This is a genomic window from Pseudomonas sp., assembly GCF_033723075.1.
In the GTDB taxonomy this organism is placed as follows: domain Bacteria; phylum Pseudomonadota; class Gammaproteobacteria; order Pseudomonadales; family Pseudomonadaceae; genus Aquipseudomonas.
Window position 1 is genome coordinate 473,372 of the sequence record NZ_JAWVXU010000001.1, and the last position, 18,781, is coordinate 492,152.

Sequence of the window (18,781 nt, forward strand, 5' to 3'; positions counted from 1 at the left end):
TAAGCCGCACGCGCCTGCTGCGCGTGCGGCCTGCTGCTGGTTAGTTCAACTGTTCGACGCGGATACGCATGACTTTGCCGACGACATCGTCCAGCGCTTCCAGGGCGGCCAGGGCCTCGTCGATGCGCGCCTCGACCACCCGATGGGTGACCAGAATCATCGGCACCAGGCCGTCGTGTTCTTCGACTTCCTTCTGCATGATCGACTCGATATTGATGCCACGCTGCGACAGGATGCTCGCCACCTGAGCCAGCACGCCGGGGTGATCCTTGGCCTGAATGCGCAGGTAGTAGGCACTCTCGCACGCGGCTATGGGCAGAATCGGGTGATCGGACAGCGAATCCGGCTGGAAGGCCAGGTGCGGCACACGATTGGTCGGGTCGGTGGTCAAGGCGCGCACCACATCGACCAGATCGGCGATGACCGCCGAAGCGGTCGGCTCCATGCCGGCACCAGCACCGTAATACAGGCTCGACCCTGCCGCGTCGCCATTGACCATCACCGCGTTCATCACACCGTTGACGTTGGCGATCAGGCGATCGGCCGGGATCAAGGTCGGGTGCACACGCAACTCGATACCGGCGTCGGTGCGGCGTGCGACGCCGAGGTGCTTGATCCGGTAGCCCAGGGCCTCGGCGTAGCCCACGTCAGCCGTGGTCAGCTTGGTGATGCCTTCGGTGTAGGCCTTGTCGAACTGCAGCGGAATGCCGAAGGCGATGGAGGCGAGGATGGTCAGCTTGTGCGCCGCGTCGATGCCTTCGACGTCGAAGGTCGGATCGGCTTCGGCATAACCCAGCGCCTGCGCCTCGGCCAGCACGTCGTCGAAGGTACGGCCCTTTTCGCGCATCTCGCTGAGAATGAAGTTGCCGGTGCCGTTGATGATCCCGGCCAACCAGTTGATGCGGTTGGCGGCCAGGCCCTCGCGAATCGCCTTGATCACCGGAATGCCACCCGCCACTGCGGCCTCGAACGCCACTATCACGCCCTTCTCACGCGCCCTGGCGAAAATTTCATTGCCGTGCACGGCGATCAGCGCCTTGTTCGCGGTCACCACATGCTTGCCATTGTCGATGGCCCTGAGCACCAACTCGCGCGCCAGGGTGTAGCCGCCGATCAGCTCGATGACGATATCGATCTCGGGGTTGTCGACCAGCGCGAAGACATCGCTGGTAATGGCGGTACCGGTAATGTCGCACTGCGGGTTCTGCGAGCGCAGCGCAATCTGCGCCACCTCAATGTCACGCCCGGCACGCCGCGAGATTTCCTCGGCGTTGCGCTTGAGCACGTTGAAGGTACCGCCACCGACGGTACCCAGCCCACAGATGCCTACTTTGACCGGTTTCACACTGAACTCCCCATCTGCACTGCATAAAACGGCCGGAGCTAGCTCCGGCCGCAAAAAAGAAAAAAGAGCCGCACCTTACGAAGCGGCTGTTTATTAGTCAATCGACCCGAGGCCCTGAATCACTTGGCTTCGAGCGCGAGCTTGGCCAGTTGCGGCGCTGGCTGGTAACCGGGTATCAGCTTGCCATTGGCCAAGACGATCGCCGGCGTGCCACTGACCCCGATCATCTGCCCCAGGGCGTATTGCTTGGCCACCGGGTTGTCGCACTGAGCCTCTGCAACGGGCTGGCGTGATTTGGCCAGCGTCATCGCTGCCTGCGGATCCTTGGCGCACCAGACACTGACCAGCTCCTTATAGGCCGGGCTCTGCAATCCCTGACGCGGGAAAGCCACGTAGCGCACCTCGACCCCCAGGCGATTGAGTTCCGGGACTTCGCTGTGCAGTTTCTGGCAATAACCGCAATCGGTATCGGTGAACACGGTGATATGGGTCTTGGCCTGCTCCGCCGCGAAGATCACCATTTCCTTGTGCGGAATGCCGTTGATCTCTTTGGCAATCTCTTTGGTTTCATGCTCTTCGGTCAGGTTGATCGCCTTGCCGTCCTTGATTTGGAACAGATAGCCCTGCATGAGGAACTGGCCATCGCCACTGGCATACAGCTGGCGGCCGCCCTTGAGCTGAATCTGATACAGACCGGGCATCTGACTCTCGGCAATCGCTTCGATAGGCAGGTCTGGCTGGATCGACTGCAAGCTTTTGCGGATCACCTGATCGGGGTCGGCGGCCAAGCTCAAGCTGCTGACAAAGCCGAGAGCCACGGCTGCGAAAATGCGGGTCACACGCATGCATACTCCTAACGAGCGTCGGACAAACAAAGGTTGCCACAGCCTACCATAGATGCCTGCAAAGGCAGACCACAGCAGGTCGGACGCCATTGCAGAACCTGTTCACACTCTCGCAAGCGCGGGGCAGGTATTTTTAACGCCACATGACCGATGCGCTGCAGATCATGAACAGGTTCTCAGCCCCGCGGGTGATGCTGGGCATGCAACTCTTGCAGACGAGCTCGAGCGATATGGGTATAGATCTGTGTGGTCGACAGATCGCTGTGCCCCAACAGCATCTGCACCACCCGCAGATCGGCACCATGATTGAGCAGATGGGTGGCAAACGCATGGCGCAAGGTGTGCGGCGACAGGCTCTTGGCGATACCGGCAACCCTGGCCTGCAGTTTGATCCGATACCAGAAGGTCTGCCGGGTCATCTGCTCGCCACGCAAGCTGGGAAACAGTACGTCACTGGGTTTGCCGCCCAGCAATAACGGCCGCGCCTCCTTGCTGTAGCGCTCGATCCACAGGATCGCTTCCTCACCCAGCGGCACCAGACGCTCCTTGCTGCCCTTGCCGAACACGCGCAACACGCCCTGACGCAGATTGACCTGCTCCAGGGTCAGACCGATCAACTCGCTGACCCGCAACCCACAGGCATAGAGCACCTCGAGCATGGCGCGATCGCGCAGACCGATCGGATCGTCCAGTTCCGGCGCCGCCAACAGCGCTTCGACATCCGTTTCCGAGAGGGATTTGGGCAGCGATCTGCCGAGCTGCGGCAAATCGACCTGCAGGGTCGGATCGGTGCCAATCACCCCTTCACGCAACAAAAACCGATAAAAACCGCGCAACCCCGAAATCAGCCGCGCCGTCGAGCGGGCCTTGTAACCCTCATTCAAGCGCCAGGCCAGATGATCGAGAATCAGCTCGCGACCGGCGCTGGCCAGCTCCAGATCGCGCGCCTGCAACCAACCATTGAACAACGCCAGATCGCTGCGATAAGCCGCCCGAGTGTGCACGGACAAACCTTTCTCCAGCCATAGGGCATCGAGAAAACGGTCAATCAGCGGATGATCGATAGCAGGCATCGACAGCACCTATTGGTTGGTGGCACCAGAGTGGCCGGTGCCAGTTTTCCACAGCACGACCAGTTGCGACCAGGGTTTGCGCTTACCCCATAAACGCAAAAAAGCAGCCCGAAGGCTGCTTTTTGTAAGGAAGCTGAGGCTTAGCCCAGTTTTTCCTTGATACGTGCTGCCTTACCGGACAGGTCACGCAGGTAGTACAGCTTGGCTTTGCGTACGTCACCGCGACGCTTGACGGCCAGGCTGTCGACCAGCGGGCTGTAGGTCTGGAAAGTACGCTCTACACCAACGCCGTTGGAGATCTTGCGAACAGTGAACGCACTGTTCAGACCACGGTTACGCTTGGCGATTACCACGCCTTCGAATGCCTGCAGACGCTGACGGTCGCCTTCCTTCACGCGCACCTGAACGATGATGGTGTCGCCCGGGGCGAAGGGAGGGACTACTTTGCCCATCTGCTCAGCTTCGATTTGCTGAATGATCTTGTTGGTCATGCTGCGCTCCTAAGACCAGCCGTCTGGCCGGTCATCGATACATTAACTATCGTCCCGCTGGCGGATGTATTCCTCCAGCAGCTTTTTCTCTTCTCCAGAAAGCGAGCGGCTATCCAGAAGATCGACACGGCGTTCCCAGGTCCGACCGAGGGACTGCTGCAAACGCCAGCGCCGGATGTGTTCGTGGTTGCCGCCAAGCAGCACCTCAGGAACACGTTTATCCGCATACACCTCCGGACGGGTGTAATGCGGGCAGTCGAGCAGGCCATCCGTAAAGGAATCCTCCTCGGCCGAACTTGCATGACCCAATGCACCAGGCAAAAGGCGCGTTACCGCATCGATCAGCACCATGGCCGGCAGCTCACCGCCAGACAGGACGTAATCCCCAATCGACCATTCTTCATCGACATGCGCTTCAATGAAACGCTCATCGACGCCTTCGTAGCGCCCGGCAATGAGGATCAACGCTTCCTCGTTCGCCAGTTCGCGTACGGCTGACTGCGTCAGCTGACGACCCTGCGGCGATAGGTAGATCACCTTCGCGTTTACACCTGCGGCCTGCCTGGCACTCTGCAAGGCATCCTCAAGCGGCTTGATCTTCATCACCATGCCCGGACCGCCACCGAAAGGCCGATCATCGACAGTGTGATGACGGTCTGCGGTGTAGCTCCGCGGGTTCCAACAGGTCAATTGCAGCAAGCCCTGTTTCACCGCACGGCTGGTGATGCCGTAATCGCTGATTGCGGTAAACATTTCCGGGAACAGCGTAATGACTTCAACGCGCAGATTTGGCATCAGGCTTAGAAGTCCGCATCCCAGTCGACCCGCATTTCGCCAGCACCAAGGTCAATCGACAACACGCATTGTTCCGTATAGGGCAACAGGCGTTCACGATCATCCAGGCTGTCGGTGCAGGGTTTGACCACAATCACATCGTTGGCGCCGGTCTCGAACAAATGGTCGATCTTGCCGAGCAACTGCCCCGCCTGATCGATAACCTTGAGACCTTCCAACTGATACCAGTAGAACTCGCCTTCGCTCAGATCAGGCAACTGGCTGCGCGGCACACAAATCTCGAAACCGGCAAAGGTACGCGCTACCTCGCGATCATCGAGACCCTTGAGCCTTGCCACCAGGACCTTGCCTTGCAGGCGTCCACTGGCCACTTCGACTTGCTTCACCTCGTTGTCACGCCTGAGCGTCCAGCGAGGGTAATCGAGCACGTTGGTCAAAGGGTCAGTAAAGGAAAACACCTTTACCTCGCCTTTTATGCCATGCACCGAGACTATCTTGCCAAGGACCACTAAGTCCTCGGCGGGAGCTGGCATCATGCTCATAAGGTTGCTTAGGCAGCAGCCTTGGCAGCTTCCTTGAGCAGCTGAGCAACACGCTCAGACGGCTGCGCGCCCTGACCAAGCCAGTAAGTGGCACGTTCCTGGTCGATGGACAGCTTGATTTCGGCACCCGAAGCAACCGGGTTGAAGAAACCGATACGCTCAACGAAACGACCATCGCGCGGGTTGCGGCTGTTGGTCACGGTGAGGTGGTAGAACGGGCGCTTTTTGGAGCCGCCACGGGCAAGACGGATGGTTACCATTGAACTTCTTTCCTGTAGTCGGTGCTGCAAACTAGAAAATGCATGCATAGGGCACTAGGCCCGAAAGGCCGCATATTCTAAGGATTATCACTACTTTTGCAAAGCCTTTTTCCGAAGACCGGAAAAGGCGCGACAAACTGCAAGCCTCAAGCTAACAAGCGGCAAACTCACCGCTCAGAGGCCGTGAAAATATCAAGCGCCGTCGCGAGGCTGTCTCCAGGCGCTCGCGACAGGCGTGCTACGCCAGCAGTGGGCGCCTGGAGGCGACCGCAGCAGGCGGGAGTTTTGCAGCCTTGCTACTCACGCTTACATCTTCGGCATACCGCCCGGCATCATACCGCCCATGCCACGCATCATCTTGGCCATACCGCCCTTGGCCGTGAATTTCTTCATCATCTTCTGCATCTGTTTGTGCTGCTTGATCAGGCGACCGATGTCCTGCACCTGAGTCCCGGAGCCCATGGCGATGCGGCGCTTGCGCGAACCGCTGATGATCTCGGGGTCACGGCGCTCGCCCGGGGTCATCGAATTGATGATGGCCTCCATCTGCTTGAACTGCTTCTCGGCCGCGCCCTGGGCATTGCCCATCTGCGCCAGGTTGACGCCGCCCATCTGCGGCATTTTGTCCATCAGGCCGCCAAGGCCACCCATGTTCTTCATCTGCTGCAGCTGGTCGCGGAAGTCTTCGAGATCGAAGCCCTTGCCCTTCTTCAGCTTCTTGGTCAGCTTGTCGGCTTTCTCGCGATCGAGGGTCTGCTCGGCCTGCTCGATCAGGCTGAGCACATCGCCCATGCCGAGGATGCGCGAGGCGATCCGCTCGGGGTGGAACGGCTCCAGTGCATCGCTCTTCTCGCCCATGCCGATGAACTTGATCGGCTTGCCGGTGATATGCCGCACCGACAAGGCCGCACCGCCACGCGCATCGCCATCGACCTTGGTCAACACCACACCGGTCAGCGGCAATGCATCACCGAAGGCCTTGGCGGTGTTGGCCGCATCCTGACCGGTCATCGCATCGACCACGAACAGGGTCTCGGCCGGCTTGATAGCGGCATGCAGCGCCTGGATTTCCGCCATCATTTCGGCATCGATGGCCAGACGACCGGCGGTATCGACGATCACCACATCGATGAATTTGAGCTTGGCTTCCTTGATCGCCGCCTCGGCAATCGCTACCGGCTTCTGGCTGATATCGGACGGGAAGAAGGTCACACCGATATCGGCAGCCAGGGTTTCCAGCTGTTTGATCGCCGCCGGACGGTAAACGTCGGCCGACACCACCAGCACGGTCTTCTTCTTGCGTTCCGTGAGGAAGCGCGCCAGCTTGCCGACCGTGGTGGTTTTACCCGCACCCTGCAGACCCGCCATCAGCACCACGGCCGGCGGCGTGACATTCAGCACCAGGTCTTCGTTGGCCGCCCCCATCAGCGCTTCCAGCTCGGCCCGCACGACCTTCACGAAGGCCTGACCCGGCGTCAGACTTTTCGACACCTCGGTACCGACCGCACGGTCCTTGACCTTATTGACGAAGTCCTTGACCACCGGCAACGCGACGTCAGCTTCGAGCAACGCCATGCGCACTTCGCGCAAGGTGTCCTTGATATTGTCTTCGGTCAGCCTGGCCTTGCCAGTGACATTGCGCAGCGTCTGCGAGAGACGGTCGGTAAGATTTTCGAACATGCACGTTCCTTTCGGGCCCGATAGAGCCGAGGGTGGGCTTGCAACAGACCGGCGATTATATCGGAGACTCCCAGCTACCGACACTGTCAGCGGTCTTTCGTGAAATACTCGTTGTATGCCACACTCAGCGCCTTTCGGGCTTGCCTAACAAGGATTTATGCACCCTCTGCTTCCCAGCCTCGCTGCTGCCAGCCTTTATGCCGGCGCCACCTTCTACCAGGGCCTGCGTCTCAGTCAGCGCAGCGCACCCGACAAACGCCTGCTGGCGCTACTCGGCGTGCTCGCCCTGCTCTTCCATGGTGGCAGCCTGTTTTTGCAGATGAGCCAGGCATCCGGCCTGTCACTCGACTTCTTCAATGCCGCCAGCCTGATCGCCTATGCCGTGATTGCACTGACCCTGCTCGCCTGCATGCGTATCCCGGTGGAAAACCTCCTCCTGCTGCTATTTCCGCTGGGCGGCCTGACAGTATTGCTGGCGCAGTTCATGCCGTCCGGCACCCTGCAGTCAATCAATGAAGCACCGGGTATCCTCGCTCACATCCTGCTGTCGATCATGGCCTACGGCATGCTGACCATCGCCGTGTTCCAGGCGCTGCTGCTATTGCTGCAGGATCATCAGCTCAAACACAAGCACCCGTCCGGGCTGATCAAGAACTTCCCGCCACTGCAAACCATGGAAAGCCTGCTGTTCGGCTTCCTCTGGGCCGGCTGGGTGCTGCTGTCACTGTCACTGCTGTCGGGCGCACTCTTCATCGACGACCTGCTGGCCCAGCACCTCGTACACAAGACCATCCTCTCCAGCTTCGCCTGGATTGTCTTCGCCGTACTGCTCTGGGGCCGGCACCAGCTTGGCTGGCGCGGGCACAAGGCGATCCGCTGGACCCTGGTCGGCTTCTGCCTGCTGATGCTGGCTTACTTCGGCAGCAAGCTGGTTCGCGAATTCATTCTGCATATCTAGGCCAATTTCCGTGGACAACGCTCACCCTGGCTTCCTGTTTGGTCTGCTGGTCTTCCTGCTGGCCTGCTCGGCGTTTTTCTCCAGTTCGGAAACCGGCATCCTCAGCCTCAATCGCTACCGCCTGCGCCATCGCGCCAAAGAAGGACACCGCGGCGCCAAGCGGGTCAGCGACCTGCTCAGTCGTCCGGACCGCCTGCTCGGCACCATCCTGATCGGCAACAACTTCGTCAACATCCTCGCCTCGGCCATCGCCACCGTGCTGGCCATTCAGCTCTGGGGCGAAGCCGGGATTGCGATCGCCACCATAGGCCTGACCCTGGCGCTGCTGATTTTCGGTGAAATCACCCCGAAAACCCTGGCCGCCCTGCACCCGGAAAAAGTCGCCTACCCGTTCAGCCTGCCGCTGCTGATACTGCTCAAACTGTTCTACCCGCTGGTCATCCTGCTCGGCTGGATCAGCAACGGCCTGCTCAGGCTGCTGGGAGTCGACCCGGCCAGTAAAAGCAACGACAGCCTGACCACCGAGGAGCTACGCAGCGTGGTGCGCGAGTCCGGCCATGAACTGCCGAAAAACCGCCAGAACATGCTGCTCGGCATCCTCGACCTGGAGAATGTCACGGTCGACGACATCATGATCCCGCGCAACGAAGTCACCGGCATCAACCTGGAAGACGACATCGAAACCATCATCAACCTGCTCACCACCACCACCCACACGCGACTGCCGGTGTTTCGCCACGACATCAACCAGATCGAGGGCATCGTGCACATGCGTCAGATCGCGCGCCTGATGAGCCACAATCAACTGACCAAGGAAGACTTGCTCGCCGCCTGCAACGAACCCTATTTCGTGCCGGAGAACACGCCGCTTTCGACTCAGCTGATCAATTTCCAGAAACAGAAACACCGGATAGGCATCGTCGTCGACGAGTACGGCGATGTGATCGGTATCGTGACCCTGGAAGACATCCTCGAAGAAATCGTCGGCGACTTCAGCAACCAGAGCACCCTGCGCAGCCCGGACATTCATCCGCAAGAAGATGGCACCCAGGTCATCGATGGCGCCGCGTACATTCGCGAAGTGAACAAGTCGCTTGGCTGGAACCTGCCGTGCGACGGCCCCAAGACCCTCAACGGCCTGATCACCGAAGCCCTGGAAAGCATCCCTGATAGCGCCGTATGCCTGAAAATAGGCCCTTACCGCCTGGAAATCCTGCAATCGTCGGAGAGCCGGGTGAAAAGCGTACGAGCATGGAAGACCAGCACCACTGAGCCGAGCGAAACACCAGCAGACCAGTGACCGGTGCGTTTAACGGGTTAACTCAAGTGCGGATTCCCGAGGTTCCCGCGACCAGTCCTAGCCCGCCATGGCCAGGAGCAGCAACGCAGTAGCTGGGTCTCAGCCGCCGGAATTGACTAATCGAACGGACTAAACAGGCCACTATCTGCCAGCTCCTCGGCCCAGACCCGATAACCGAGGCTCGATGGGTGGTAGCCGTCGAGCGCCAGGTAATCTGCGGAAAACGCCAGGCTCAGCGGATGATGCCCCACCCCGAGGCGCTCGGCGAGCCGGCGCAAGCAGGCATCCAGCAAGGCAGCCCGCATGCCGAGCAGATGCCGCAACAACCAGGGCAAGGCGCCGAAATGCTGCAACGGCGGCACGGCGCTGAATGCCACCCGGGTACCGCGCGCCACCAGGACTTCGGCCATGCTGCCGAGCGAGACGCGCCAGCGCCGTAGCGCAGTGAGATGGGTGGTGTCGTTGACGCCGAAGACCAACAGCGCCAGATCGAACGACTCGTCCAGCACCTGCGGCAACAACCGCTCACAGGCCTGCGCGGCGGTGATGCCATTCTCACCACAGGCACGCCAGGCCACCGGCCTGCCTTGCCGAGCGGCCAGCGCCTCGGCCAACTGCCCCACCAGCGCCGCCTGCAAACAGCTCACGCCAACACCCACCACCGTGGACTCACCCAGCACCAGCAAGCGCAATGGCTCACCCGCGAGGTCAGCACCAGCCAGCCCGCGCCGCGGCCCCTCGGCGGGCGGCAGCCTGAGCGCCCGCCTGCGCGTGCGCATGACCAGTGGCACCAGCACAGGCGACAGCACCAGCACAGTCAGCCACCAGGCATAGGCGCGCAGAGGGCTCACAACTCGGCGCTGACCGCCTGCGCCGCGCGCGTGGCCTTGGCCCGCGCCGTCTGCAGCGACTCATCGCGCGCCAAGGCCACCCCCATGCGCCGCTGACCGCTGACTTCGGGCTTGCCGAACAACCGCAGCGCCGTGTCCGGTTCGGCCAGCGCCGCACCGAGATTGGCGAAACTGACCTGCCGTGAATCGCCCTGCACCAGCACTACCGCCGAAGCGGAGGGGCCGAGCTGACGAATAAGCGGAATCGGCAGGCCGAGAATGGCCCGCGCATGCAGGGCAAACTCGGACAGATCCTGGGAAATCAGAGTGACCAGGCCAGTGTCATGGGGCCGCGGCGAAACTTCGCAGAACCAGACCTGGTCGCCCTTGACGAACAACTCGACACCAAACAGACCGCGACCGCCCAGCGAGTCCGTGACGGCCAGGGCAATGCGCTCGGCCTCGGCCTGGGCCTTCGCACTCATCGGCTGGGGCTGCCAGGACTCCTGATAGTCGCCCTTGACCTGACGATGACCGACCGGCGCACAGAAGCTGGTCCCGCCGGCATGCCGCACCGTCAGCAGGGCAATTTCGTAGTCGAAATCGATAAACCCCTCGACAATGACCCGCCCCTTGCCGGCACGACCACCCGCCTGGGCATACTCCCAGGCTGCCGGCAGGTCATCGATGGTTTTCAGCAGCGACTGGCCCTTGCCGGAGGAGCTCATGATCGGCTTGACCAGACAGGGAAAGCCGATCTGCTGCACCGCCGCCCGGCACGCATCGAGCGAGTCGGCGAACTGGTAAGGCGAAGTCGGCAGACCCAACTCTTCGGCCGCCAGGCGGCGAATGCCCTCGCGGTTCATGGTCAACTGCGCGGCACGCGCGCTGGGGATCACGGTAAAACCTTCGTTCTCCAGCTCGACCAGCGTCGCCGTGGCAATCGCCTCGATCTCGGGCACGATGTAATGCGGTTGCTCCAATTCGATCACCGCACGCAACGCCGCGCCATCGAGCATATCGAGCACATGGCTGCGGTGCGCCACCTGCATCGCCGGGGCATTGGCGTAGCGATCCACGGCGATCACCTCGACGCCGAGGCGTTGCAGCTCGATCACCACCTCCTTGCCCAACTCACCAGAGCCGCAAAGCAGGACACGGGTCGCACTCGGCGATAATGGGGTTCCGATACGGGGCATGGGGTTTCCTCAGGCTGATAAATACGGCGCAGCGTTACAGCAACACGCCTTGGGCTTTGGCGCGCTCATGGCACAACATCAGCACCTGACGACGCTCGGTATTGTCCATGCGCCCCCAGCGGGTGATTTCGGCAACGTTACGCTGGCAACCGATACAGATGTCGTCATCGTCCAGCGCACAGACCTGCACACAGGGCGAGGCAACGGGGCGCTCTTGCTCCATCAGTCGTCCTGCGGGGCCAGGTCGCGGGCGTAACGCTGGGCGTTGTGCACATAGTGCGCAGCGCTGGCTTCGAGCATGCTCTTCTGCGCCTCGCTCAGCTCGCGCACCACCTTGCCCGGCGAACCGACCACCAGCGAACCGTCGGGAATTTCCTTGCCTTCACCAATCAGGGTATTGGCGCCGATGATGCAGTACTTGCCGATTTTCGCGCCGTTGAGTACCACCGCATTGATGCCGATCAGACTGTAATCGCCGACCGTGCAACCATGCAGCATGGCGTTATGGCCGATGGTCACGCCCTTGCCGATCGTCAGCGGAGAGCCCATGTCGGTATGCATCACGGTGCCGTCCTGCACGTTACTCTGCTCGCCGATATGGATCAGCTCGTTGTCGCCACGCAACACCGCGCCAAACCAGACGCTGGCACCCTGCTCCAGCTTGACCTTGCCGACCAGCGTGGCGTTCGGCGCCACCCAGCTATCGGGATGGGCGTCGACACAGGACTGCCCCAGGCGATATTTCATTGGTTGACCCTCGTCTCGCGATTGATCTGCGCTTTCGCGCAATTAGCGCAGCGTGATGAAATGCTCAGGCGCCTGGTGCAGTTCGATGCCGGCGTCGTAAACCAGATTGACCAGCTCCACCAGCATGATCGCAGTAAGCCCCCATATCTTGTATTCGCCATAACGGTAACTCGGTACGTACCAACTCTGCCCGAGGTAGTCGATGCGGTGGGTCATCTCGCGCGGATCGCCGCGAAAGAACGCCAGGGGCACCGAGAACACCGAGGCAATCTCGTCATCGTTGGCCAGGTATTCGACGTAATCCGGCACCAGCCCGACATAGGGCGTGACCTGAATACCGTGACGCGAAACCAGGGTACTGAGCGGCCCGACCACCTCGACCAGTCCCGGTGCCAGGCCGATTTCCTCTTCGGCCTCACGCAGCGCGGTACGAATCAGATCGGCATCTTCCGGATCCCGTCGACCACCGGGGAAAGCCACCTCGCCGCCATGAGTGGACAGGCCACTGGCGCGCAAAGTCAGCACCACTTCCGGCTGGTCGCTGCGGGTAAGCGGAACCAGCACCGCCGCCTCGGGGAAGTTGTGGTCGGTCTCCAGAAGACGCGGGTTATAGTCACGCACGCGTTGGAGCAGTTCGTCCAGCATGGAGATTCTCAGTCTTTGTTCTTGCGCCGATGATTGCACGAAAGCCACCCGCGTCCCAAGTCCTGCAACGCTCACAACGATCATTCCGGCTGTCGATGTAGTGCCTGATCGCGCTTGCCGCCCAACACCATCACGCGCCAAGATATGGGCAGCAAAGAGGATTCGCCATGAAGTTCTGCAGCCAGTGCGGCAGCCCTGTCACCCTGAGGATTCCCGCGGGTGACAACCGCTTGCGCCATGTGTGCGAGCACTGCCACACCATTCATTACCAGAACCCGCGAATAGTCGCCGGCTGCCTGCCGGTGTGGGGCCAGCGCGTGTTGTTGTGCCGACGCGCCATCGAGCCGCGCCGCGGTTACTGGACCCTGCCGGCCGGTTTCATGGAAAACGGTGAAACCCTGGAGCAGGCCGCTGCGCGCGAAACCCATGAGGAAGCCTGCGCCCGAGTACGCGACCTGAACCTCTATACCCTGTTCGACCTGCCGCATATCAATCAGGTTTATCTGTTCTTCCGCGCCGAACTGGTCGACCTGAACTTTGCCGTCGGCGAAGAAAGCCTCGAAGTGCAGCTATTCGAGGAATCCCAGATCCCATGGTCAGAGCTGGCTTTCCCGACTGTCGGGCGTACCTTAGAATGCTACTTCGCGGACCGGCAGCAGCACGTTTACCCGGTACGCAACGAGCCGCTGGAAGCCTTGCGCGCGCACCACAAGAAAGTCCATTGATCCCTGGGATACCGTTCCGATGCGCTGGTTGTTCATTCTGCTCTGTTTGACCCTTACCGCTAATGCGTACGCTACTACCGCGCCCATGCCGGAGGCCCCACCGGTCGACAAGGTGCTGCTGGTCAAATCGGAACGCCAACTGCACCTGATCAGCCGCGGCGAAACACTCAAATCCTACCGGGTGTCCCTCGGCAAACAGGCCAACGGCGCTAAACGGCGCGAGGGCGACCTGCGCACACCGGAAGGCATCTATTGGATCGACTGGCGCAAAACCAGCGAAAAATACCAACTGTCCCTGCACATCTCCTACCCCAATGCCCGCGACCAGGCCCGCGCCCGCGAGCAAGGCGTTCCCCCCGGTGGCATGATCATGATTCACGGCACGCCGCTGGATGAGGAATATCCGGAGTGGTTCTTCCACACCCTGGACTGGACCGAAGGCTGCATCGCCCTGAAGAACGACGACATGCGCGAGATCTGGAACCTGGTCAAGGACGGTACCCTGATCGAAATAAGACCCTGACGACTGCAAGCCTGCACCACACCCGCCACCATCAAGCGTTTCTCTTGCAGCTTATGGCTTAAAACTGAATATCCGACAACCGCCAGACATCGAAAGCCGGCGTCTCATAGGGATGGCTCTGCTTCAGGGCCTTGACCGCATCATGGATCAGTTCGTCGGCCACCACCAACTCCACTTTCCACTCCACCACCAGCTCGACCTGACCGACCTGGCCGACAAACGCCTGACTGCCTTCCAGCGGGCGAAACTGCCCACGCCCCATCACCTGCCAGCAGCAGCTGTCGTAGCGACCAATGCGCCCGCCACCCGCGGCAAACACTGCTTCTTTCACCTCATCCAGGTGGGTTTCCGGGACATAAAAACACAACTTGTACATCAAAGGCTCCGCAGGCTGGGCAGATTGAGAACGACCGGACAATGACATCACGAGATAATGGCATTTTGCCTTAACCGGATACGTGGCGCCAACCACACACTTTGCGTATGACTGCCGAACCGCCTTGGCGTTCGATCGCGGCAATACACCTTTTGCCGCCAGCAGATCAGTCGCAAGCACCACTCCAGAAACGCCGCCACTTGGCTTTCAAACCAGGCACCCGTGGCTGGTGGCTGCCATCACAATAGGGCAAGCGCCGCGACTGGCCACAACGGCAGAGTAACAATAGTTGCGCGCGGACAGGCTCAAGCCGCAGCCCCGCCGGGCAGGCGCAAGGACAATCGGGAAGCGCGGACGAACGCCCGCAACGACAGAGCAACAAGGTATCGCCAGGCTTGACCTGGCGTACCTCGGGTAAAACAGGCACAGACTCATGGGCCATAAGCCTGCGCCCCTGGCATCAATCCACCCAGACCCGGGCGTTGCGGAACATGCGCAGCCAACCGGCATCTTCCTGCCACTCGTCCGGCTGCCAGGAGTTCTGCACGCCGCGGAATACCCGTTCCGGGTGCGGCATCATGATGGTCACCCGACCGTCGCGGCTGGTCAGGCCGGTAATCCCGCGCGGCGAACCGTTGGGGTTGGCCGGATAAGTCTCGGTGACCTTGCCGTGGTTATCGATAAAGCGCATGGCCACGCAACCGGACAGGTCGGCTTCGAGCAGGGCTTCCTCGCTCTCGAACTCGGCATGACCCTCGCCATGGGCGATGGCGATCGGCATGCGCGAGCCGGCCATGCCCTGGAGGAAGATCGAGGCCGACTCCTGCACCTGGACCATGGCCACCCGCGCCTCGAACTGCTCGGAACGGTTGCGCACGAAGTGCGGCCAGAACTCGCTGCCGGGGATCAATTCGTGCAGGTTGCTCATCATCTGGCAACCGTTGCACACGCCCAGGGCGAAGCTGTCCTTGCGTTCGAAGAACGCCTGGAAGCCATCACGGGCACGGCTGTTGAACAGGATCGATTTGGCCCAGCCCTCACCGGCGCCGAGCACGTCGCCATAGGAGAAGCCGCCGCAGGCGACCAGCCCCTTGAACTCGTCGAGGCTGACACGACCGGCGAGAATGTCGCTCATGTGCACGTCGATCGCACTGAAACCGGCACGGTCGAAGGCCGCAGCCATTTCCACCTGGCCGTTGACGCCCTGCTCGCGCAGCACCGCGATCTGCGGACGCAGGCCCTTCTTGATGTAGGGCGCGGCAATGTCCTGGTTGACGTCGAAAGCCAGCTTGACGCTCAGGCCCGGATTGTCTTCCTCGAGCAGCGCATCGAACTCCTGCTCGGCACACTGGGCGTTGTCGCGCAGGCGCTGGATCTGGTAGCTGGTCTCGCTCCACTGGCGCTGCAACAAGCGCCGCTGGCCGGCGAATACCGGCTGGCCGGCGAAGTTGATCCGCACCTCGCCATTGTTGACCGGCTGGCCGATCACGGCCACGCAATCGAGCCCCGCCGCACTGAACTGGGTCAGCACCTGCGGCGTAACGTCCTGGTGCACCTGGATCAGCGCACCCAGCTCTTCGTTGAACAGCACGGCAGCCAATTCGTCTGGGCTACCGGCCAGCGAGTCGAGCGACAGATCCAGACCGCAATGGCCGGCGAAGGCCATTTCCAGCGCGCTGACCAGCAGGCCGCCGTCGGAGCGGTCGTGGTAGGCCAGCAGGTGACCATCGGCATTCAGCCCCTGGATCACCGCGAAGAACGCCTTGAGGTCCTCGGCGTCGTCGACGTCGGGAGCCTGCCTGCCGATCTGCCCGTACACCTGGGCCAGAATCGAGGCACCCATGCGGTTCTGCCCGCGTCCGAGGTCGATCAGGATCAGGTCGGTTTCGCCCTTGTCCATGCGCAGTTGCGGCGTCAGGGTCTTGCGGATATCGCTGACCGGGGCAAAGCCGGTCACGATCAGCGACAGCGGCGAGGTCACACTCTTCTCCGCGCAGTCATCCTGCCAGCGGGTTTTCATCGACATCGAATCCTTGCCCACCGGGATGGTGATCCCCAGTTCCGGACACAGCTGCATGCCGACGGCTTTGACCGTGTCGTACAGGCGTGCGTCTTCGCCCGGGTGGCCAGCGGCGGCCATCCAGTTGGCGGACAGTTTGATGTCGGAAAGTTTCTCGATCCGGGCCGCGGCCAGGTTGGTCAGGGTCTCGCCAATGGCGATACGCCCCGAGGCGGCCGCATCCAGCAAGGCCAGCGGAGTGCGCTCGCCCATGGCCATGGCTTCGCCGGTATAGACGTCGAAGCTGGTGGCGGTGACCGCACAATCGGCCACCGGCACCTGCCACGGGCCGACCATCTGATCACGCGCGACCAGGCCGGTGATGGTGCGGTCGCCGATGGTGATCAGGAAGCTCTTGCTGGCCACCGCCGGGTGATGCAGCACACGGGTCAGGGCGTCGTCGATGGCCAGGCCGCTGGCATCGAAATCATCACCCAACTCGGCTTCGTGACTGGCCGAACGGTGCATGCGCGGCGCCTTGCCGAGCAGCACATTGAGCGGCATGTCCACCGGCTTGTTACCGAAATGGCTGTCGGCAACGGTCAGGTGCGGCTCTTCGGTAGCCTCGCCGACCACCGCGAACGGGCAACGCTCGCGCTCGCAGATCGCCTTGAAGCGCTCGAAGTCGGCGGCATCGACCGCCAGCACGTAGCGTTCCTGGGATTCATTGCTCCAGATCTCATGGGGCGCCATGCCCGGTTCGTCATTGGGCACATTGCGCAGCTCGAAACGCCCACCGCGATTGCCATCGTTGACCAGTTCGGGGAAGGCATTGGACAAGCCGCCGGCACCGACGTCATGGATAAAGCTGATCGGGTTCTGCTCGCCCAGCTGCCAGCAGCGGTCGATCACTTCCTGACAGCGTCGCTCCATTTCCGGGTTTTCGCGCTGCACCGAGGCGAAGTCCAGGTCGGCCGAGCTGGTGCCCGTGGCCATCGACGAGGCGGCGCCGCCGCCCAGACCGATCAACATGGCCGGACCACCGAGCACGATCAGCTTGGAGCCGATGGTGATTTCACCTTTCTGCACGTGATCGGCGCGGATGTTGCCCATGCCGCCCGCGAGCATGATCGGCTTGTGGTAGCCACGCACCTCGAAGCCGCGGGGGGTCTCGACCGCCTGCTCGAAGGTGCGGAAATAACCGGTCAGCGCCGGACGACCGAATTCATTGTTGAACGCCGCGCCGCCGAGCGGGCCTTCAAGCATGATGTCCAGTGCGGTGACGATGCGCTCCGGCTTGCCATAGGGCACTTCCCACGGCTGTGCGAAGCCCGGGATCTGCAGGTTGGATACGCTGAAACCGGTCAGCCCGGCCTTGGGCTTGGCGCCACGGCCGGTTGCGCCTTCGTCACGAATCTCGCCGCCGGAGCCAGTGGCCGCACCGGGGAAGGGTGCGATGGCGGTCGGGTGGTTGTGGGTTTCCACCTTCATCAGGATGTGCACCGGCTCCTGATGGGCGCCGTACTGACGGGTTTCGGCGTTCGGGTAGAAACGTCCGGCCGTATGACCGACGATCACCGCGGCATTGTCTTTATAGGCCGAGAGCACGCCTTCGCTGTGCAGCTCGTGGGTGTTCTTGATCATGCCGAACAGCGACTTTTCCTGGCTCTCGCCGTCGAGGTCCCAGCTGGCATTGAAGATCTTGTGCCGGCAATGCTCGGAGTTGGCCTGGGCGAACATCATCAATTCGATGTCGTGGGGATTGCGCCCCAGATCATTGAAACTGCTGACCAGGTAATCGATTTCGTCTTCGGCCAGGGCCAGGCCCAGCTCGACGTTGGCCTGCTCCAGGGCGGCGCGACCACCGCCGAGCACATCCACGGCGGTCAGCGGCTTGGGCTCGGCGTGACTGAACAGCGCCGCGGCGTCTTGCACATCGGTCAACACCAGCTGGGTCATGCGGTCATGCAGCAAGCCCGCGGCCAGTTGCAGCTCGGCTTCGCTCAACTCGCCGGCGACGTAGTAGGCGATGCCGCGCTCGATGCGCTGGATCTTCGCCAGGCCGCAGTTGCGCGCAATATCGCTGGCCTTGCTCGACCAGGGCGAGATGGTGCCGAAACGCGGAATGGTCAGCAGCAGGCGGCCGCTGGGCTCCTGCACCGGCACGCTCGGGCCGTACTTGAGCAGACGGGCCAGCACCTGCTCTTCATCGGCGCTGAGCACCCCGGTGACATCGGCAAAATGCGCGAACTCGGCATACAGCCCAGTCACAGCGGGTACCTTGCTGGTCAGTTGCTCGAGCAATTTACCGTGGCGGAAAGCAGAAAGGGCGGGAGCGCCGCGCAGGATCAACATCGGGGACAGCCTCTGGGAAGGGGGTGTACTTTGAGGCCGTGCATTCTAGCCTAAAGCGCTCGCCGCGGCACCCGTGGCGGCGTCAGAACTATC

General features: G+C 61.7%; 20 protein-coding genes. 4 read left to right on the top strand and 16 right to left on the bottom strand.

Annotated features, from left to right (window positions below):
* Window positions 1-40 precede the first annotated feature (40 nt).
* The 8 genes from R3355_RS02270 to ffh all read right to left on the bottom strand — a co-directional run bounded on the left by R3355_RS02270 (window position 41) and on the right by ffh (window position 7,031).
* Entirely contained in the window at window positions 41-1,345 is a 1,305-nt protein-coding gene (locus R3355_RS02270) for a homoserine dehydrogenase (protein ID WP_318959880.1), read from the bottom strand.
* A gap of 119 nt (window positions 1,346-1,464) precedes the next feature.
* Window positions 1,465-2,190 (bottom strand): DsbC family protein, encoded by a 726-nt coding sequence (locus tag R3355_RS02275; RefSeq protein ID WP_318959881.1) that lies wholly within the window; start codon window positions 2,188-2,190, stop codon window positions 1,465-1,467.
* Window positions 2,191-2,366: 176 nt separating this feature from the next.
* The gene (gene xerD, locus R3355_RS02280; protein WP_318959882.1) at window positions 2,367-3,263 is read right to left on the bottom strand and encodes a site-specific tyrosine recombinase XerD; all 897 of its coding nucleotides are present in this window, start codon (window positions 3,261-3,263) and stop codon (window positions 2,367-2,369) included.
* Window positions 3,264-3,403: 140 nt separating this feature from the next.
* Window positions 3,404-3,754 (bottom strand): 50S ribosomal protein L19, encoded by a 351-nt coding sequence (gene rplS / locus R3355_RS02285; RefSeq protein ID WP_318949355.1) that lies wholly within the window; start codon window positions 3,752-3,754, stop codon window positions 3,404-3,406.
* A gap of 42 nt (window positions 3,755-3,796) precedes the next feature.
* Window positions 3,797-4,549 (bottom strand): tRNA (guanosine(37)-N1)-methyltransferase TrmD, encoded by a 753-nt coding sequence (gene trmD / locus R3355_RS02290; RefSeq protein WP_318959883.1) that lies wholly within the window; start codon window positions 4,547-4,549, stop codon window positions 3,797-3,799.
* Window positions 4,550-4,554: 5 nt separating this feature from the next.
* A complete protein-coding gene (gene rimM, locus R3355_RS02295; RefSeq protein WP_318949370.1) occupies window positions 4,555-5,082 on the bottom strand; it encodes a ribosome maturation factor RimM in 528 nt (175 codons plus the stop codon).
* A gap of 17 nt (window positions 5,083-5,099) precedes the next feature.
* Window positions 5,100-5,351, bottom strand: coding sequence for a 30S ribosomal protein S16 (gene rpsP, locus R3355_RS02300; protein WP_079202959.1), 252 nt, complete (start codon window positions 5,349-5,351; stop codon window positions 5,100-5,102).
* A gap of 306 nt (window positions 5,352-5,657) precedes the next feature.
* The gene (ffh, locus tag R3355_RS02305; protein ID WP_318959884.1) at window positions 5,658-7,031 is read right to left on the bottom strand and encodes a signal recognition particle protein; all 1,374 of its coding nucleotides are present in this window, start codon (window positions 7,029-7,031) and stop codon (window positions 5,658-5,660) included.
* A gap of 157 nt (window positions 7,032-7,188) precedes the next feature.
* Between ffh and R3355_RS02310 the strand changes: the two genes are divergently transcribed.
* Both R3355_RS02310 and R3355_RS02315 read left to right on the top strand, forming a co-directional pair.
* Window positions 7,189-7,989: an inner membrane protein YpjD gene (locus R3355_RS02310; protein WP_318959885.1), complete on the top strand. Its 801-nt coding sequence runs from the start codon at window positions 7,189-7,191 to the stop codon at window positions 7,987-7,989.
* 10 nt (window positions 7,990-7,999) lie between these two features.
* Window positions 8,000-9,289 carry an HlyC/CorC family transporter gene (locus R3355_RS02315; protein ID WP_318959886.1) on the top strand — a complete coding sequence of 430 codons (1,290 nt, stop codon included), beginning with the start codon at window positions 8,000-8,002 and terminating at the stop codon, window positions 9,287-9,289.
* Window positions 9,290-9,405: 116 nt separating this feature from the next.
* Here the strand turns inward: R3355_RS02315 and R3355_RS02320 are convergent, their stop codons facing one another.
* Genes R3355_RS02320 through R3355_RS02340 form a run of 5 tightly spaced genes read right to left on the bottom strand, consistent with a single transcriptional unit; the run spans window position 9,406 to window position 12,710 of the window.
* Window positions 9,406-10,140 carry an SGNH/GDSL hydrolase family protein gene (locus R3355_RS02320; protein WP_413243473.1) on the bottom strand — a complete coding sequence of 245 codons (735 nt, stop codon included), beginning with the start codon at window positions 10,138-10,140 and terminating at the stop codon, window positions 9,406-9,408.
* Window positions 10,137-11,318, bottom strand: a complete 1,182-nt coding sequence (purT, locus tag R3355_RS02325; RefSeq protein ID WP_318959887.1) for a formate-dependent phosphoribosylglycinamide formyltransferase — start codon at window positions 11,316-11,318, stop codon at window positions 10,137-10,139. The genes R3355_RS02320 and purT overlap by 4 nt, the downstream gene beginning before the upstream one ends.
* A 34-nt stretch (window positions 11,319-11,352) precedes the next feature.
* Window positions 11,353-11,541, bottom strand: coding sequence for a DUF1289 domain-containing protein (locus R3355_RS02330; RefSeq protein ID WP_318949767.1), 189 nt, complete (start codon window positions 11,539-11,541; stop codon window positions 11,353-11,355).
* The gene (locus R3355_RS02335) at window positions 11,541-12,065 is read right to left on the bottom strand and encodes a gamma carbonic anhydrase family protein (RefSeq protein WP_318959888.1); all 525 of its coding nucleotides are present in this window, start codon (window positions 12,063-12,065) and stop codon (window positions 11,541-11,543) included. Before R3355_RS02335 ends, R3355_RS02330 begins: the two co-directional genes overlap by 1 nt.
* A 42-nt stretch (window positions 12,066-12,107) precedes the next feature.
* Entirely contained in the window at window positions 12,108-12,710 is a 603-nt protein-coding gene (locus R3355_RS02340; protein WP_318949765.1) for a CoA pyrophosphatase, read from the bottom strand.
* A 167-nt stretch (window positions 12,711-12,877) separates the two neighbouring features.
* Between R3355_RS02340 and R3355_RS02345 the strand changes: the two genes are divergently transcribed.
* Both R3355_RS02345 and R3355_RS02350 read left to right on the top strand, forming a co-directional pair.
* Window positions 12,878-13,435, top strand: a complete 558-nt coding sequence (locus R3355_RS02345; protein ID WP_318959889.1) for an NUDIX hydrolase — start codon at window positions 12,878-12,880, stop codon at window positions 13,433-13,435.
* Between the two features lie 19 nt (window positions 13,436-13,454).
* Window positions 13,455-13,958 carry a L,D-transpeptidase family protein gene (locus R3355_RS02350; RefSeq protein ID WP_318949763.1) on the top strand — a complete coding sequence of 168 codons (504 nt, stop codon included), beginning with the start codon at window positions 13,455-13,457 and terminating at the stop codon, window positions 13,956-13,958.
* Between the two features lie 58 nt (window positions 13,959-14,016).
* Here the strand turns inward: R3355_RS02350 and R3355_RS02355 are convergent, their stop codons facing one another.
* From R3355_RS02355 to purL, 3 genes are all read right to left on the bottom strand, one after another.
* Window positions 14,017-14,334 carry a YqfO family protein gene (locus R3355_RS02355; RefSeq protein ID WP_318949762.1) on the bottom strand — a complete coding sequence of 106 codons (318 nt, stop codon included), beginning with the start codon at window positions 14,332-14,334 and terminating at the stop codon, window positions 14,017-14,019.
* A 166-nt stretch (window positions 14,335-14,500) separates the two neighbouring features.
* Window positions 14,501-14,776: a CDGSH iron-sulfur domain-containing protein gene (locus tag R3355_RS02360; RefSeq protein ID WP_318959890.1), complete on the bottom strand. Its 276-nt coding sequence runs from the start codon at window positions 14,774-14,776 to the stop codon at window positions 14,501-14,503.
* A gap of 18 nt (window positions 14,777-14,794) precedes the next feature.
* Window positions 14,795-18,688, bottom strand: a complete 3,894-nt coding sequence (gene purL, locus R3355_RS02365; RefSeq protein ID WP_318959891.1) for a phosphoribosylformylglycinamidine synthase — start codon at window positions 18,686-18,688, stop codon at window positions 14,795-14,797.
* Window positions 18,689-18,781 lie beyond the last annotated feature (93 nt).

What these genes read in the sequence shown, in the direction of transcription:
- R3355_RS02275 (WP_318959881.1), bottom strand. Translation starts at nt 2,190, where the DNA reads ATGCGTGTGACCCGCATTTTCGCAGCCGTGGCTCTCGGCTTTGTCAGC.
- xerD (WP_318959882.1), bottom strand. Translation starts at nt 3,263, where the DNA reads ATGCCTGCTATCGATCATCCGCTGATTGACCGTTTTCTCGATGCCCTA.
- rplS (WP_318949355.1), bottom strand. Translation starts at nt 3,754, where the DNA reads ATGACCAACAAGATCATTCAGCAAATCGAAGCTGAGCAGATGGGCAAA.
- trmD (WP_318959883.1), bottom strand. Translation starts at nt 4,549, where the DNA reads ATGCCAAATCTGCGCGTTGAAGTCATTACGCTGTTCCCGGAAATGTTT.
- rimM (WP_318949370.1), bottom strand. Translation starts at nt 5,082, where the DNA reads ATGCCAGCTCCCGCCGAGGACTTAGTGGTCCTTGGCAAGATAGTCTCG.
- rpsP (WP_079202959.1), bottom strand. Translation starts at nt 5,351, where the DNA reads ATGGTAACCATCCGTCTTGCCCGTGGCGGCTCCAAAAAGCGCCCGTTC.
- ffh (WP_318959884.1), bottom strand. Translation starts at nt 7,031, where the DNA reads ATGTTCGAAAATCTTACCGACCGTCTCTCGCAGACGCTGCGCAATGTC.
- R3355_RS02310 (WP_318959885.1), top strand. Translation starts at nt 7,189, where the DNA reads ATGCACCCTCTGCTTCCCAGCCTCGCTGCTGCCAGCCTTTATGCCGGC.
- purT (WP_318959887.1), bottom strand. Translation starts at nt 11,318, where the DNA reads ATGCCCCGTATCGGAACCCCATTATCGCCGAGTGCGACCCGTGTCCTG.
- R3355_RS02330 (WP_318949767.1), bottom strand. Translation starts at nt 11,541, where the DNA reads ATGGAGCAAGAGCGCCCCGTTGCCTCGCCCTGTGTGCAGGTCTGTGCG.
- R3355_RS02335 (WP_318959888.1), bottom strand. Translation starts at nt 12,065, where the DNA reads ATGAAATATCGCCTGGGGCAGTCCTGTGTCGACGCCCATCCCGATAGC.
- R3355_RS02340 (WP_318949765.1), bottom strand. Translation starts at nt 12,710, where the DNA reads ATGCTGGACGAACTGCTCCAACGCGTGCGTGACTATAACCCGCGTCTT.
- R3355_RS02345 (WP_318959889.1), top strand. Translation starts at nt 12,878, where the DNA reads ATGAAGTTCTGCAGCCAGTGCGGCAGCCCTGTCACCCTGAGGATTCCC.
- R3355_RS02350 (WP_318949763.1), top strand. Translation starts at nt 13,455, where the DNA reads ATGCGCTGGTTGTTCATTCTGCTCTGTTTGACCCTTACCGCTAATGCG.
- R3355_RS02355 (WP_318949762.1), bottom strand. Translation starts at nt 14,334, where the DNA reads ATGTACAAGTTGTGTTTTTATGTCCCGGAAACCCACCTGGATGAGGTG.
- R3355_RS02360 (WP_318959890.1), bottom strand. Translation starts at nt 14,776, where the DNA reads ATGGCCCATGAGTCTGTGCCTGTTTTACCCGAGGTACGCCAGGTCAAG.
- purL (WP_318959891.1), bottom strand. Translation starts at nt 18,688, where the DNA reads ATGTTGATCCTGCGCGGCGCTCCCGCCCTTTCTGCTTTCCGCCACGGT.